Genomic DNA, 13,995 nt, shown 5'->3' with positions numbered 1-13,995 from the left:
ATGACTTTCGACATGCCCTTCCTGATCCTGAGTGTGCTGTGCAGCGTGCTGGTGTCGGTGCTGCTCAAACTCGCCCAACGGCGCGGGCTGGCGATGCCGGCGATCCTGTTCTGGAACTATGTGATCGCGGTGCTGCTGTGCGCGTGGTGGCTGGATCCACCGCTGCAGCGACTGCATGAAGCCGGCACGCCGTGGCCCGCGCTGCTGCTGCTGGCGGTGCTGCTGCCCACCATCTTCCTGGCGATGGCGGCGTCGGTGAAAGCCGCGGGCATCGTCCGCACCGATGTCGCGCAGCGCTTGTCGCTGGTGGTGTCACTGCTGGCTGCGTTCGCCTGGTTCGGCGAATCCGCCGACGCGATGAAACTGTTCGGACTGGGACTGGGCGTGCTGGCGATTCCGGCGATCGTCAGTCGTTCGCGCGGCGAATCCGCAGGCGAGCAACGCCGCGCCTGGGGCTTGCCGCTGGCCGTGCTGTTCGGCTATGCGGGCGTGGACATCCTGCTCAAGCACATCGCGGCCGCTGGCACGCCGTTCGCGGCGTCGTTGTTCGTGGCCTTCAGCGGTGCGCTGGTGATCATGCTGGGCGTGCTGATCGTCACGCGCGTGCGCGGCACGTTGCGGCTGGATCGCGGCGCACTACTGTTTGGCTTGCTGGTGGGCGCCAGCAACTTCGCCAACATCCTGTTCTACATCAAGGCCCATCGCGCCTTGCCGGACAATCCCGCCGTGGTCTTCGCGACGATGAATCTTGGCGTGGTGGTGTTGGGAACGCTGGTGGGCGTAGTCGCCTTCCGCGAAAAGCTGGCGCGGATCAACATCGTGGGCCTCGTGCTCGCCATCGTGGCGGTGGCCACCATCGCCGCCAGCCTGGGCTAATCTTCCTTGCGGTTGCCGACCAGCTTCAGGAAGGCTTCGTGCTGATAGCGGCTCATGCGCAGCTGCTGGCCGGTATCGAGGGTGACCACGTGGTGGCCGTTGAACCAGGGATGGATGGTCTTGACCCGGCGCAGGTTAATCACCGCCGAACGATGGATGCGCACGAAGTGGCGCGGGTTCAAACGTACGGCCAGGCTGGCCAGGGTCTCGCGCAATTCGTGGGTGGCGCCGTTGAGGTGGATCTGCACCGTGTTGCCATTGGCGCGAATCCAGACGATGTCGTCGACATCGATCAGCAGCACGGCTTCATCACTGCGCACCGGGATGCGTTCGAGCCAGTTGTCGCGCTGGCGCAGGCTTTCCAGGGTCTGCAGCAGCTGTTCGGCGGAGACGCTGCCGCCGCCGCGCGCCAGGCGTAGACGCGCCTTGGCCCGATCCAGCGTGTCGGCGAAGCGTTCACGACTGAAAGGCTTGACCAGGTAGTCGACCGCATTGGCCTCGAACGCGCGCACGGCGTACTGCTCGTAGGCGGTGACGAAGATGGTCGCCGGCATCTGCCTGGCGCCGATGCTGGCCAATACGTCCAGGCCGGTCATCACCGGCATCTGGATATCCAGGAACACCAGATCCGGGGATTGCTCGCGAATCGCCATCACCGCAGCGGCGCCATCGCCCCGCTCCTCGATGTCGCCGATGTCGACATCGTCGCGCAGCAGCCGCACCACCGCGCGGCGCGCAATCGGTTCGTCGTCGACCACCAGCACCGACAGGCTCATGCGGGCACATGCTCCGGTGCATCGCCGATGTCGCCGCTGTCGGCGTCCGCGTGCGTGGCTTCCACGATGCGCAGCGGCAGGCGCACCCGGCAGGCCACGCCCTGCGGATAGATCAGGTCCAACCGCAACTCGGCCTGTTCGCCATACAGCTCACGCAGGCGCAGGCGGCTGTTGGACAGGCCGATGCCATGGCCGCCATTGCCGGAGGACGCCAGCGTGCTGTTGTAGTTGCGCACTTCCAGCAACAGGTGATCGCCATCGCGGCGACTTTCAACCTCCACCCGATCACTGCCGGCATGCGCGCCGATGCCATGGCGGATCGCGTTCTCCACCAGCGGTTGCAGCAACAGGCTGGGCACGGCGCACTCCAGCGTGTCGGGCGCCACGTAGATGTGCGTGCTCAGCCGATCGGTGAAGCGCCTGCGCTGGATGCCGAGGTACAGATCGAGCAGTTCCAGCTCGCGACGCAGGCTGATCTCCTGGCCGTCGTAGTCTTCCAGGAACGCACGCAGCAACTCGCTCAGGCGCAGCAGCATGTCTTCGGCCGACAGCGTGTCCTCATCGAGCAGGGTGATGACCGCATGCAGCGTGTTGAACAGGAAGTGCGGTTGCAGCTGGGTCTTCAACACCTGCAGCCGGGATTGCGCCAGTTCGCTGGCCAGCCGGCTGGCCTCCAGTTCGCGGCGGGTTCTCTCGGCCTGATGGTGCAGGAAGTGGTGGATGGCCAGCAGCGCCCAGTACGTCAGCAGGCCAATGGCAAAGTGCTTGCCGATGAACTGGCCCAGTTGGTTGAAGAAGGAGTCACTCTGCAGGAAGGTGGAAACGAACGCGCCAATCATCACCGCCAACAAGGTCACGCCCAGGCTGTTGCGCGCCTGCCGCAACAGCGCGGACCAGCGGAACGGTGCCTGCAGCGGATCACGTTCGGCCAGGCGGAACACCAGCGGCGCCAGCGCGGCCCAGGTGTACCACTGGATCATCGACCAGCGCAGGTAATCGGTGACCCGCCAGACCGTGCGATCACTGACGGCGTCGTCCATCAGACTCTGGATGGCGAAGACGATCACCACGATGGACCACAAGCCCAGGTACGGCCACAGCCCGATCTGATGTTGGCCCAAGCGAATCTTCATGGGGTCCTGCCGGTGGGAGTCGCAGGCATCGTATGCGTCGGCCGGGCCCGGGCAAAGCGCCGCGTGCGGCTATTACGATTCACCCCGCCATGGCGACGATTCGTCCCGAATGCGTTGCCGGCCCTGGGCCAGGGGCGCGAGATGCGGGCCGACGGTGTGCTTTCCGCCGTCACCCACCTCACTCCTGGAGCAAGACCATGCGCCTTTCCCCTGTGCTGCTGACCTGCACCCTGCTCGCTGTGACGGCGACCACCTCGGCCGGCGAAGCCGACAAGACCCGCTACCTGCAAGTCGTCAACCGCGCCCATGACAGCCTGACCGCCATTGCGGTCAAGCCCACTCAGGTCGATCAGGATTTCCGCGATTGGCCATTGGCCTCGCCCGTGCAGGGCGGCGGCGACAGCTTCACCCTGGCCGTGCGCGAGCCCGGTTGCCGGTTCGATCTCCAGATGCAATTCCGCAATGGCCGCGCCGTCGTCTACAAGGATGTCGACGTGTGTCGCTTGCAGAGTCTGCGCATCGACCCGCTGCAACGCGGCGAGCGCGGCACACGGCTGGCCGCCGACTAGTTCAGCGCAGCCGTGGCGTAACGGGTGGGGCGCCCGAGCCGGCAAGGGTGCCACTACCCGTGGCGCCCGCCACGTTGTGGCTGGACGGGGTGGCGTGGCAGACCAGACGGATCGCCGCCACGAAGTCCGCCACGCTGTACGGCTTGGCCAGCAGGGGCGTGCCGGGATCGACAATCAGATCCTGGCCGTAGCCGCTGACCATCAAATAGGGAATGCCGCGATCGCGCAGCGCTTCGGCCACCGGCCATGAAGGCGTGCCTTGCAGGTTGAAATCCAGTATCGCCAGATCCCAGGGCTCGGTCGCGATGCTCTTCAGCGCCTGGCCGACCGTGGCGACGATGCCGACGCGTTCGGCCGACATGTCATCGGCGATATCCGCCACCAACTCGGCCACCAGGCTTTCATCCTCGACCACCAGGACGCGTTTTCCAGCGAGCAGCGTTTCCATGTCCCCCTCCAATGTGGATGTGGGCGCCGGCGTACGTTAGCGTTACCCCTGCCCGCTACAGTAAGCGCGGCGGATGTTTGCAGGATGTGAAGCCAGTCGCCCTTTCATGCAGGGTTTGACGCAGGGCGCGATCAAGGTTGGAATCCGCATTACAAAGGCGGCGCGACGAGCGTCGGCCAGGGGAACAGGATGCGCATACTGAATGCGGCAATGGCGTTCCGCTCCAAGCGTTGGCGTGGCTATCTGCTTGCGCTGAGTCTGACGGTGCTGGCGGTATGGGCGCGTTTCCACGTCGGCGACGCGCTGGAAGGTTCGCCTTTCCTGGTCTCGCTGGCAGCCGTACTGATCACCGTGTTTCTGGGTGGTCTGGGGCCGGGTTTGCTGGCCGCGCTGCTGTCGGGTCTGCTGTGCCAGTACTTCTTCATACCGCCGTCGGATGCCTTGCGCCTGAACTGGCCGGACGGTTGGATCGCAATGGCATTCTACTGGTCCACGGCGGCGCTGATCATCGCGCTGGTGCATGGCATGTTCACCGCCTACGAAGGCCAGCTGCACAGCGATGCCAAGTTGCGCGAACTCAACGAGGCGCTGGAACAGCGCGTCGCCGAACGCACGCTGGCGCTGGAGAGCGAAGGACGGCGACGCAGTGAAGCGCAGGGGCAAGTGCGCCAGTTGCAGAAGATGGAATCACTGGGCCAGCTGACCGGCGGCATCGCCCACGACTTCAACAACATGCTGGCGATCATCATCGGCTCGCTCGACATGGCCAAGCGGCGCCTGACCGGCAACGAGCATCCCAAGCTGGCCAGCAATCTGGAGAACGCCGTGCAAGGTGCGCAGCGCGCCTCGGTGCTGACCGCGCGCCTGCTCGCTTTCTCACGCCAGCAGCCGCTGGTGCCGTTGGCGGTGGACGCCAACAAACTGGTCAGCGGCATGTCCGAAATGCTGCGCCGGACCATCGGCGAGCAGGTGCGCGTGGAAACCGTGCTGGCCGGCGGCTTGTGGCAAGCCTTCGCCGATGCCGCGCAGCTGGAGCATGCGCTGGTCAATCTGGCGGTGAACGCACGCGACGCCATGCCCAGCGGCGGCAAGCTGACCATCGAAACCGCCAACGCGGATCTGGATGATCGCTACGCGCAGTCGCATGACGAAGTGGAAGAAGGCCAGTACGTGCTGATCTGCGTCAGCGATACCGGCATCGGGATGTCGGCCGATGTCATCGAACGCGCCTTCGATCCCTTCTACACCACCAAGGGCGTGGGCAAGGGCACGGGCCTGGGTTTGAGCCAGGTCTATGGCTTCGTCAAACAGTCCGGTGGCCACGTCAAGATTTATTCGGAGATTGGCCAGGGCACCACGGTCAAGGTGTACCTGCCGCGCCATCACGCCCAGTCGCAGAGCGAAGCCAGCCAACGCGTATTCCAGGCGACGCCAACCGGCAGCCTGGAGCAGATCATCCTGGTGGTGGAGGACGAAGCCGCCGTCCGACACATGTCAGTCGATGCGCTGCGCGAACTGGGTTACACGGTGATCCAGGCCGCCGACGCCAACCAGGCGTTGGAGCAACTGACGGTGCAGCCGCGGGTGGATCTGTTGTTCACCGACATCGTGATGCCCGACATCAACGGCCGCGAACTGGCCGATCGCGCACTGGCGATGCGTCCGGATCTGAAGGTGCTGTTCACCACCGGCTATACCCGCAACGCAGTGGTGCACAACGGCATCCTGGATGCGGGCGTGGCGTTCCTGCCCAAGCCTTTCACCATCGAACAGCTGGCGACCAAGGTCCATGCGGTGTTGCAGGGGCAAGGCGCGAATCGGCGCGGTTGAGCAGCGCCCTCACTTGGGGGAGCGTTCTGCTTTTCCGCCCTCGTGGTGTTGCGCCGTCGCGCGACTTTGCGCGAACTCCGGAAAGGTCTCGGCCAGCGAGTCCGTGTCGGGCAGGATGTAGAACACGCCGCCGCGTTCAAACGTCTGCCGGATGACCTGCTCGTAGAATTCGGGCGGGACATTGATGCAACCGTGGGTGACACGGTTGTCGTCCGGCTCAGGCGATGCGAGACGTTCGACGCGCCGCTCGGCAGGGACGCCGGTAGCGGTCGGGTGCATGGACACCGCGGAATCGTAGTCGACCCACAGCACGCGGCCGGCGTCGGTCGATGGGCCGTAACCGCCCACGAAGCGACCCGCAGGCGTGGTGCGATCGCGCCCTGGAATCTCGCGCAGTGCGAGTCCCGCGACGCCGGGAGCGGAATGATCACCGACCGCCGAACCAAACAGTCCGGGCGTTGCGCCGCGCAGGCGGCCATCGCTGCCGAACACCAGGATCTGGGCGGCATCCTTGTCCATGATCGCGAACGGATAGCCCTGGTTGTCCTTGGTGGCGACAACCCAGCCCGCCAACTCGATCACGGTATCGGACACACCTTGCCCGGGCGGAAGCTGGTCGACGTTGAAAGGCTGTGGCGCAACGTCACTCTCGGCGCTGGTAGCGTCGAAGCTGGCTAATGCAAGCGCCAACGCAAGTGCGCCGGATGCGGCCCGGATCGCGGGGTATAGGCAAGTTTTGATGAGACGATTCCCTGGAACTGAGACGGGGTGAGGAAAAGAGACCGGTGGCCAACCAAGGTCACCGGTTCTCGGGTTCACGCCATTCGACACCCATTACGCAGAGCGATCAACCGCGCGGCTTGCGGGCCGGTGCTGCTTCGATCGCCTGGACGCGGCCTTCCAATGCATCCAGCCGTTGGTTGGCCTGCTGCGCCGACTGATTGGCGGATTCAGCGCTCTGGGCTGCGCCCTGGACCTTCTGGTCGAGCGAATCCAGGCGTGAATTGATCGTCGCGAACTCGTCTTTGTAGGTGGCGCAGCCACCCAGGCCCACTGCGGCGACGATAGCCACGCAAAGCGTGCGTGCCATTGCCTGATTGTTCTTGGTCAGGAACATTCCAACCCTCCTTATGTCTGCAATTTCGAAAATGAAGCGGCCCTTTTTGCCCAGACATGATGACGTTGGGATACGTCGATGGATTGTGAAGATGTGGCCGCTTGATTCTGCCGATCCTGCTTGGCGACGTCCGTAAAAATACCGATCAAGGCGTTCTGGCGACGGAATTCGCATCAACTTTGTGGCGGCCAGGCAAAAAAAATCCCCCGCTTTCGCGGGGGACCGATGAATCCTGAAGGAGGATCGCGTGGCGATCAGTCCGACTCCCACCACATCCAGAACGCGTCCCACAGACGCTTGAAGAAGCCGGCTTCTTCCACTGCGGAGACCGCCACCAGCGGCGCCTGCGCGACGACCTTGCCATCGAGCGTCACCTTGACCTCGCCAATAGCCTGGCCCTGGGTGATCGGCGCCACCAGCGTCTTGGGCACATTCATGCTCGGCTTGAGATCGGCATAGCGGCCACGCGGCACACTGACCAGCATCGGCTCGCCGACGCCGAGCTGGATCTTGTCGGCCTTGCCCTTCCACACCTTCTGGCTGGCGATGACCTTGCCCGGCTCATACAGACGATGGGTTTCGTAGAAGCGGAAACCCCAGTTCAGCAGCGCCAGGCTGTCTTCGGCGCGCTGTTTTTCCGAGGTGGAACCCATCACCACCGCCACCAGGCGCTGATCGCCGCGCTTGGCCGAACTCATCAGGCAGTAGCCGGCGCCGGAGTGGTGGCCGGTCTTGATGCCGTCGACGCTGGCGTCGCGCCACAACAACAGGTTGCGGTTGGGCTGGGTGATCGTGCCGACCGTGAATTCCTTGATCTTGTTGAAGGCGTAGGTTTCGGGATAGTCGTGGATCAGCGCGCGACCCAGCAGGGCCAGATCGTAGGCGGTGGAGTAGTGTTCCGGCGCCGACAGGCCGTGGGCGTTGACGAAGTGCGAGCCCTTCATGCCGATCTTGGCGGCGTAGTTGTTCATCAGCGAGGCGAAGGCCTCCTGGCTGCCGGCGGCGTGCTCGGCCAGGGCGATGGCGGCGTCGTTGCCCGACTGCACGGCCATGCCCTTTTCCATGTCCAGCAACGGCGCGGTCTGGTTGACTGCAAAGCCGCTGTAGCTGCCATCGGTGCCGGCGCCGCCTTCGCGCCAGGCGCGTTCGCTCATCATCACCTGGTCGGTGGGGCGGATCTTGCCGTTCTTCTGCTCAGCGGCGAGCACGTACGAGGTCATCACCTTGGTGATGCTGGCCGGCTCCACGCGCTGCTGGTAGTTCTCGCCTGCCAGCACCTGGCCGGTGGTGTAGTCGATCAGCACGTAGGCGGTGCCTGCCGGCTTGGGCGCGGGCGGGATGGCGACCGACTCGGCCGGAGCCGCAGGGGCCGGCGCGGGAACCGGCGCCGGGGTCTGCGCGATGGCCACACCAATCGCGGTGGTGGCCAGGGCGGCCAAGGCAAGGCGGAACTTCATCTGTTGCGTACTCCTGACGAGGCGCGCGGCCCGTTCCTGGAAGGTGATTGAAAGGGTGACATTTTAGGGAGACAGCGGCGCTTTGACTGCAATCCGCAGGAAAAAATCCCGCGCATCTACGCTTACTCGCGCACCAGTTGCGGACGGGCAAAACCGAGGCTGGCGATCCGGCCGGCCAGTTCATCGGCGCGCGCCGCATCGGCCGCACCGACGCGCAGGCGCCACAGCACGCGACCATTGCTCTGCACATCGCTCAAGCTGGCGTCATCGATGCCGGCGGCCAGCAGCCGCGCCAGCGCGCGGTCGGCGTTCTCGCGGCTGGCGAAGCTGGCGACCTGCAGCTGCATGGCGCCCACTGCCGCGCGGTTCGGAGCAGGCGCAGCTGCGGTGCGGGTGGACGGCGGCGACGTGGACGCCACCACCGCCGGCGCGGCGACCGCAGTCGCCGCTCCGCTGGCCGTGGCCACACGCGCATCCGGTGCGCCGGGTTTGCCGGTCGCCACGTTGACGTGGTTGGCCTTGAGCCAGGCGTCGAAGTCATCGGCGCTGGGCGTGTCGCCGGCCTGCGCATCGACATGGAAGCGTGGCGACGCCGCACGCGCGGCCACGCTGGCCGGCACCGCGGCGCTGCGGGCGGGCAGCTGCTCGACCATCCGATCCATCGCGCTGTTGGCGGCGGCGACGGTGGTCGCTGCCGCAGGCACCGCCGCGGCCACGCGCGGGGTGCCGGTACGCGCCGCTGCCTGGCGCTTGGCCAGCTCGCCGCTGCGCATGTCCTCGGGCGTCAGCGCGCGCACCTCCACCCGGCCGGTGCCGCGCTGGGTGATGCCCAGGCGGATGGCGGCGGCATAACTCAGATCGATCACCCGGCCGTCATGGAACGGCCCGCGGTCATTGACCCGCACGATCACCGACTCGCCGTTGTCCAGGTTGGTCACCAGCGCGAAGCTGGGCAGTGGCAGGGTCTTGTGCGCGGCCGAGTAGGCGTACATGTCGTAGACCTCGCGGTTGGAGGTCAGCCGGCCATGGAACTTGTTGCCGTAGTACGACGCCGTGCCTTTCTCGACATAGCCATGCACGTCGTCCATCACCTTGTACTGCTTGCCGAGCACTTTGTACGGCGAGCGGTTGCCGACGGGCGAGCGCGCTTCGCTGGTCACCAGCGGTTCGGCGATGCAGTCCAGATCCGGCACGTGATCGGGCGTGGTGTCGGAGACGCCCGGCGCATACAGGCCACCGGCGGTGTAGTTGCCGCGCTTGCCCGGGTCTTCCTGCGCGGGCGCGTAGAACGAGCAGTCGCGGGTACTTTGGCTGCCGCCGCCGCGCACCACCGTGCTACCGGCAGCGGGCTTGTGGTGGCCGCCGCCGGCAGCGGGAGGAGCGGATTTCTTCGGCGCCGTGCCGCAGGCTGCCAGGACCAGGGTGAGCAGCGCGGGCAGCAGCCACTTCATGCGGGGGGAATCTCGCGGCCGGCAATGGCCTGGGACAGCTGATAGACCGCCATCGCATACATCTTGGAGTTGTTGTAGCGGGTGATCGCGTAGTAGTTCTGGAAACCCAGCCAGTACTGCTTGCCGGCGCTGCCTTCCAGCGACACCAGGGTGGCAGTGGCGTCGGCGGCGACCGGTTCCAGCGGGCGATAGCCGCGTTCGGCCAGCTGCGCCAGCGTGTAGTCCGGGGTCCAGGTGTCGGGATTGAACTCGGCGAAACCCGGCTGCAGTTCGGCGCGCGCCACCACCGGCGCACCGGGCACCCAGCCGCCCCGTTCGCCGCCCTTCTTGCGGAAATAGTTGGCCACCGAGGCGAAAACGTCATCGACGCTGTTGTACAGATCGCGACGACCATCGCCATCGCCGTCCACCGCGAACTCGCGATAGCTGGACGGCATGAACTGGCCCATGCCCATGGCGCCGGCGTAGCTGCCAATCAGCGTGGTGATGTCGAGCTTCTCTTCGCGACCCAGTGCGAACAGCTGCGCCAGTTCGTCGCGGAAGAACTGCTCGCGGCGGTACTCGTAGGCGGCGCGCTCGGGCTTGCCGCTGCGCGGATAGCGGAAGGCCAGCGTGTACAGCGCGTCCAGCACGCGGTGCTTGCCGATGTAGCCGCCGTAGCTGGTTTCCACGCCGATGATCGCCACGATGATCTCGGCCGGCACGCCCTGGGTCTGTTCTTCGCGGGTCAACGCCTCGCGATGCCTGGCCAGGAAGGCGCGGCCACCATCGATGCGGGTCGTGGTGATGAAGTTGGGGCGGTACTCGCTCCACGGCTTGACCCGCTCGGCCGGGCGCGACATCAGCGCGATCACGTCGTCGCGGAATTGCGCCTGCGCCAGCACCGCATCGATGTACATCGGGTCGATGGAAAATCGCGCGGCGGTGTCGCGGATGAAGGCGGCGCGCGCGGTGGCGAAGTCCTCCTGCGGCGGCACGCCTGCGGGCAGATCCGCCACGCGCTCCACCGAGCCTTCGGCCGGCGTTTGGCCGGCGGGCGATTTCGGTTTGCTGCTGGCGGCGGGAGCCGCGGGAGTCGAGGGCTGGGGCGGCGTCGCGCAGGCGACCAACCCGAGGGTGAGCAAGCAGACAAGTACGCGTCGAATCATCGGCGCGAGGGTAGCACGTGGCATGTCGTCAACGGTGAACGCTATTCAGCGTGTCAGTAGCCATGCACCGGTCGATGCGCACGCACCGCCATCACCAGTCCCAGGCCGGCGAGCAGCGACACCGCCGAGGTGCCGCCATAACTGAGCAGCGGCATCGGCACGCCCACCACCGGCAACAGGCCGGAGATCATCCCGCCGTTGACGATCACGTAGACGAAGAAGGCCAGGCCCAACGAGCCCGCCAACAGCCGGGAGTAGGTATCGCGCGCCTCGATGGCGATCCACAGGCAGCGCGCGATGACGAACAGATACAACGACAGCACCACCGCCACGCCGATCCAGCCGAACTCCTCGGACAGCACCGCGAAGATGAAGTCGGTGGTGTGCTCGGGCAGGAAATCCAGGTGCGACTGCGAGCCCTGGCCCCAGCCTTTGCCGGCCATGCCGCCGCCGCCAATGGCGATCTTGGACTGGATGATGTTCCAGCCGGTGCCCAGCGGATCGTTCTCGGGATTGAGGAAGGTGAGGATGCGATCCTTCTGGTACGGCCGCAGGAACCAGAACCATGCCACCGGCGCGGCCGCGGCCACGCTGCCCACACCCACGCCCACCCACCACCACGGCAGGCCGGCCAGCAACAGGGCGAACACGCCGCTGGCCGCCACCAGCATGCCGGTGCCGAAATCCGGCTGCAGCAGGATCAGGCCGGTGGGCACGGCGATCAGCACGCAGGAAATCACCACGGTCTTGATGCGCGGCGGCAACGGCTCGCGATGCAGGTACCAGGCCATCATCATCGGCAGGGTGATCTTGAGCAGCTCCGAGGGCTGCAGGTAGAACAGCTTCAGATCAATCCAGTGCCGGCCGTGCTTGCCCGTGCCGATGAACAACACCAGCAACAAGGGCAGCAGCGAGAGCACGAACACGCCGGGCGTCCAGCCGCGCAGGCGCACCGGCGACATCCGCGACAGTCCCCACATGGCGGCCAGGCCCACCGCGAAGCGCGCGCCTTGGGCCAGTACCAGGCGCGTGCCCTGGGCTTCGCCGCCGGCGCTGTACAACACCGCCAGGCCGATCGCCATCAGCGCCGACAAGGCACCCAGCAGCGGCCAGTCCAGCGTGCGCAGCACATGGCGGACCAGGTCGAACAGCCAGCGCAGGATTTCGCTCATGGCGTGCGTTCCCTGGCTGGCGGGGTCGCGGTCGGCGCGGCAGGCGCGGCCGACGTTGCCGCTGGCATGGTCGCCGGCGCCGCACTCGGCGCGCCCGTCGCACCCGGGGTCGGCGCCACGGCGCCACCGCCATCGACGTCCTCGATCACCCCGCCCGCGCCTTCCAGCGGTTCGGCCTCGGGCATGGTGCCGAGCAGGTAGGCATCCAGGATCTTGCGTGCGATCGGCGCGGCCGTGCTGCCGCCGTAACCGCCACCTTCCACCGCCACCGCCACCGCAATCGTCGGCGCCTCCGCCGGCGCAAAGCCGACGAACAGCGCGCGGTGGCGCAAGTGCATGGGCAGGCTCTTGGGATTGACCGCCGCGGTGCCGCGGCGACTGGCCACCTGTGCGGTGCCGGTCTTGCCGGCCATCAGATAGGGCGCGCCGCGGGCCATCGCAAAGCCGGTGCCGCCTGGTTGCATGGTGCCCATCATGCCTTCGCGGACCACTTGCACATGGGCCGGGTTGGGGCTGATCGGCGTGGCCGGCTTGGGCACCACCGGCGCCCATGCATCCTGGAAACCCACGCGGGTCTGCCGCACCAGGTGCGGCTGGCGCAGCTGGCCATCGGCGATGCCGGCGATGCCGCGCACCAGCTGCAGCGGGGTGACCTTCCAGTCGCCCTGGCCGATGCTGATGTTGACCGTGTCGCCCGGATACCAGCGCTCCTTGCGCTGCTTCATCTTGAACGCAGGCGACGGCAGGATGCCGACGATCTCGCCGGTCAGATCGATGCCGGTCGGCTGGCCGTAGCCGTAGCGGGTCATGTAGTCATCGAAGCGTTCGATGCCCATGTCCAGCGCCAGCCGGTAGTAGTAGGTGTTGACCGACTGCGCGATCGACTTGCGCAGGTCCGTCCAGCCATGGCCGCCGCGATGCGAATCGCCCCAGCCGCGCCGCGTGCCGGGCAGGTAGAACATGCCGGTGGACAGCACCTTGTCTTCCGGCCGGCGCAGGCCACTGTCCAGCCCCGCCAGGGCAATCAGCGGCTTGAGCGTCGAGCCCGGCGCCACGCCGCCCAGCACCAGCCGGTTGAACTGCGGCCGCGACGGATTTTCGTTGAGCGCCTTGAAGTCCTTGCTGGAGATGCCGTTGACGAACAGATTGGGGTCATAGCTGGGCAGGCTGACCATGGCCAGGATTTCGCCGGTGCGCGGATCCACCGCGATCGCCGAGCCTTCGTTCTCGCCGAACGCCGCCACCATGGCTTTCTGCAGATCCAGGTCGATGCTCAACTGCAGATCGGTACCGGCCTGCGCGGGCACGCGACCGACCACGCGCAGCGCGCGGCCTTCGACATTCGTCTCCACTTTCTCGTAGCCGACCTTGCCGCGCAGCGCTTCGTCGTAATAGCGCTCCAGGCCGGTCTTGCCGATATGGGTGAGCGCGGCGTTGCCCTCGCCCAGGGTTTCCAGATCCTTCTCGTCGATGCGGCCGACGTAGCCGATGGTGTGCGCGAACAGATCGCCGTACGGGTAACGACGGGTCAGGTATGGCACCAGCTCCACGCCGGGAAAGCGCCAGCGATCCACGGCAAAGCGCGCCATCTCCTCTTCGCTCACCCGCAGCTTGAGCGTGATCGGACGAAAACCACGGGTGGCCTTGCGGGTGGCCTCGAAGCGCTCCACGTCTTCCGGGTCCAGCGCGATCACCTGGCCCAGCTGCGCCAGCAACTGCTGCGGTTCACCGGCCTTGTCGGGCGTCACGTCCAGGCGGAAGGCCGGCACGTTCTCGGCCAGCAGCCGGCCCTTTCGGTCATAGATGGCGCCGCGACCCGGCACCACCGGGCGCGGCTTGATGCGGTTGGCTTCCGAACGCGTGGCGTACTCGGCGTGATCGATCACCTGCAGCTTGAAGTACCAGCCGCCCAATCCGATCAGGCACAGCGCCACCACCACAAACCCCAGCAGGGCGCGGCGTCGGAACTGCTCGGCCTCGGCGTGCGGATTCTTGCTGGCGCGGCGCTGGATCATGCC

At 66.4% G+C, this 13,995-nt stretch carries 13 protein-coding genes; 3 read left to right on the top strand and 10 right to left on the bottom strand.

Annotation, left to right across the window (positions count from 1 at the left end):
* The gene (locus B5X78_RS11040; protein WP_229730707.1) at positions 1–876 is read left to right on the top strand and encodes an EamA family transporter; all 876 of its coding nucleotides are present in this window, start codon (positions 1–3) and stop codon (positions 874–876) included.
* Here the strand turns inward: B5X78_RS11040 and B5X78_RS11035 are convergent.
* Both B5X78_RS11035 and B5X78_RS11030 read right to left on the bottom strand, forming a co-directional pair.
* On the bottom strand, positions 873–1,652 hold the full coding sequence (locus tag B5X78_RS11035; RefSeq protein ID WP_079724597.1) for a LytR/AlgR family response regulator transcription factor: 780 nt from the start codon (positions 1,650–1,652) through the stop codon (positions 873–875). The two genes, B5X78_RS11040 and B5X78_RS11035, sit on opposite strands and share 4 nt — an antisense overlap.
* Positions 1,649–2,785 (bottom strand): sensor histidine kinase, encoded by a 1,137-nt coding sequence (locus tag B5X78_RS11030; protein WP_079724596.1) that lies wholly within the window; start codon positions 2,783–2,785, stop codon positions 1,649–1,651. The genes B5X78_RS11035 and B5X78_RS11030 overlap by 4 nt, the downstream gene beginning before the upstream one ends.
* Positions 2,786–2,982: 197 nt before the next feature.
* Between B5X78_RS11030 and B5X78_RS11025 the strand changes: the two genes are divergently transcribed.
* Positions 2,983–3,354 (top strand): hypothetical protein, encoded by a 372-nt coding sequence (locus B5X78_RS11025; protein WP_139381533.1) that lies wholly within the window; start codon positions 2,983–2,985, stop codon positions 3,352–3,354.
* 1 nt (position 3,355) lies between these two features.
* Here the strand turns inward: B5X78_RS11025 and B5X78_RS11020 are convergent, their stop codons facing one another.
* Positions 3,356–3,802 carry a response regulator gene (locus tag B5X78_RS11020; protein WP_079724594.1) on the bottom strand — a complete coding sequence of 149 codons (447 nt, stop codon included), beginning with the start codon at positions 3,800–3,802 and terminating at the stop codon, positions 3,356–3,358.
* A 189-nt stretch (positions 3,803–3,991) separates the two neighbouring features.
* On the opposite strand from B5X78_RS11020, the gene B5X78_RS11015 reads away from it, so the two are divergent.
* Complete coding sequence (locus B5X78_RS11015) at positions 3,992–5,632, top strand: ATP-binding protein (protein ID WP_079724593.1); 1,641 nt, start codon at positions 3,992–3,994, stop codon at positions 5,630–5,632.
* 9 nt (positions 5,633–5,641) lie between these two features.
* Here B5X78_RS11015 and B5X78_RS11010 read toward each other — a convergent pair whose 3' ends face one another.
* From B5X78_RS11010 to mrdA, 7 genes are all read right to left on the bottom strand, one after another.
* On the bottom strand, positions 5,642–6,322 hold the full coding sequence (locus B5X78_RS11010; protein ID WP_079724592.1) for a L,D-transpeptidase: 681 nt from the start codon (positions 6,320–6,322) through the stop codon (positions 5,642–5,644).
* 157 nt (positions 6,323–6,479) lie between these two features.
* A complete protein-coding gene (locus B5X78_RS11005) occupies positions 6,480–6,749 on the bottom strand; it encodes a hypothetical protein (RefSeq protein ID WP_079724591.1) in 270 nt (89 codons plus the stop codon).
* Between the two features lie 254 nt (positions 6,750–7,003).
* On the bottom strand, positions 7,004–8,206 hold the full coding sequence (locus tag B5X78_RS11000) for a D-alanyl-D-alanine carboxypeptidase family protein (RefSeq protein ID WP_079724590.1): 1,203 nt from the start codon (positions 8,204–8,206) through the stop codon (positions 7,004–7,006).
* A 122-nt stretch (positions 8,207–8,328) separates the two neighbouring features.
* The gene (locus B5X78_RS10995) at positions 8,329–9,657 is read right to left on the bottom strand and encodes a septal ring lytic transglycosylase RlpA family protein (protein ID WP_079724589.1); all 1,329 of its coding nucleotides are present in this window, start codon (positions 9,655–9,657) and stop codon (positions 8,329–8,331) included.
* On the bottom strand, positions 9,654–10,805 hold the full coding sequence (gene mltB, locus B5X78_RS10990) for a lytic murein transglycosylase B (RefSeq protein ID WP_079724588.1): 1,152 nt from the start codon (positions 10,803–10,805) through the stop codon (positions 9,654–9,656). Before mltB ends, B5X78_RS10995 begins: the two co-directional genes overlap by 4 nt.
* A gap of 53 nt (positions 10,806–10,858) precedes the next feature.
* Positions 10,859–11,977 (bottom strand): rod shape-determining protein RodA, encoded by a 1,119-nt coding sequence (gene rodA, locus B5X78_RS10985; protein ID WP_079724587.1) that lies wholly within the window; start codon positions 11,975–11,977, stop codon positions 10,859–10,861.
* Complete coding sequence (gene mrdA, locus B5X78_RS10980) at positions 11,974–13,992, bottom strand: penicillin-binding protein 2 (protein WP_079724586.1); 2,019 nt, start codon at positions 13,990–13,992, stop codon at positions 11,974–11,976. Before mrdA ends, rodA begins: the two co-directional genes overlap by 4 nt.
* Between the last annotated feature and the right edge of the window lie 3 nt (positions 13,993–13,995).

It is taken from the genome of Pseudoxanthomonas indica (assembly GCF_900167565.1).
GTDB lineage: Bacteria > Pseudomonadota > Gammaproteobacteria > Xanthomonadales > Xanthomonadaceae > Pseudoxanthomonas_A > Pseudoxanthomonas_A indica.
The sequence above is the reverse complement of the archived record's forward strand: the minus strand, read 5'-3'. Positions and strand labels throughout refer to the sequence as shown.

What these genes read in the sequence shown, in the direction of transcription:
- B5X78_RS11040 (WP_229730707.1), top strand. Translation starts at nt 1, where the DNA reads ATGACTTTCGACATGCCCTTCCTGATCCTGAGTGTGCTGTGCAGCGTG.
- B5X78_RS11035 (WP_079724597.1), bottom strand. Translation starts at nt 1,652, where the DNA reads ATGAGCCTGTCGGTGCTGGTGGTCGACGACGAACCGATTGCGCGCCGC.
- B5X78_RS11025 (WP_139381533.1), top strand. Translation starts at nt 2,983, where the DNA reads ATGCGCCTTTCCCCTGTGCTGCTGACCTGCACCCTGCTCGCTGTGACG.
- rodA (WP_079724587.1), bottom strand. Translation starts at nt 11,977, where the DNA reads ATGAGCGAAATCCTGCGCTGGCTGTTCGACCTGGTCCGCCATGTGCTG.
- B5X78_RS10995 (WP_079724589.1), bottom strand. Translation starts at nt 9,657, where the DNA reads ATGAAGTGGCTGCTGCCCGCGCTGCTCACCCTGGTCCTGGCAGCCTGC.
- mltB (WP_079724588.1), bottom strand. Translation starts at nt 10,805, where the DNA reads ATGATTCGACGCGTACTTGTCTGCTTGCTCACCCTCGGGTTGGTCGCC.
- mrdA (WP_079724586.1), bottom strand. Translation starts at nt 13,992, where the DNA reads ATGATCCAGCGCCGCGCCAGCAAGAATCCGCACGCCGAGGCCGAGCAG.
- B5X78_RS11015 (WP_079724593.1), top strand. Translation starts at nt 3,992, where the DNA reads ATGCGCATACTGAATGCGGCAATGGCGTTCCGCTCCAAGCGTTGGCGT.
- B5X78_RS11030 (WP_079724596.1), bottom strand. Translation starts at nt 2,785, where the DNA reads ATGAAGATTCGCTTGGGCCAACATCAGATCGGGCTGTGGCCGTACCTG.
- B5X78_RS11000 (WP_079724590.1), bottom strand. Translation starts at nt 8,206, where the DNA reads ATGAAGTTCCGCCTTGCCTTGGCCGCCCTGGCCACCACCGCGATTGGT.
- B5X78_RS11020 (WP_079724594.1), bottom strand. Translation starts at nt 3,802, where the DNA reads ATGGAAACGCTGCTCGCTGGAAAACGCGTCCTGGTGGTCGAGGATGAA.
- B5X78_RS11005 (WP_079724591.1), bottom strand. Translation starts at nt 6,749, where the DNA reads ATGTTCCTGACCAAGAACAATCAGGCAATGGCACGCACGCTTTGCGTG.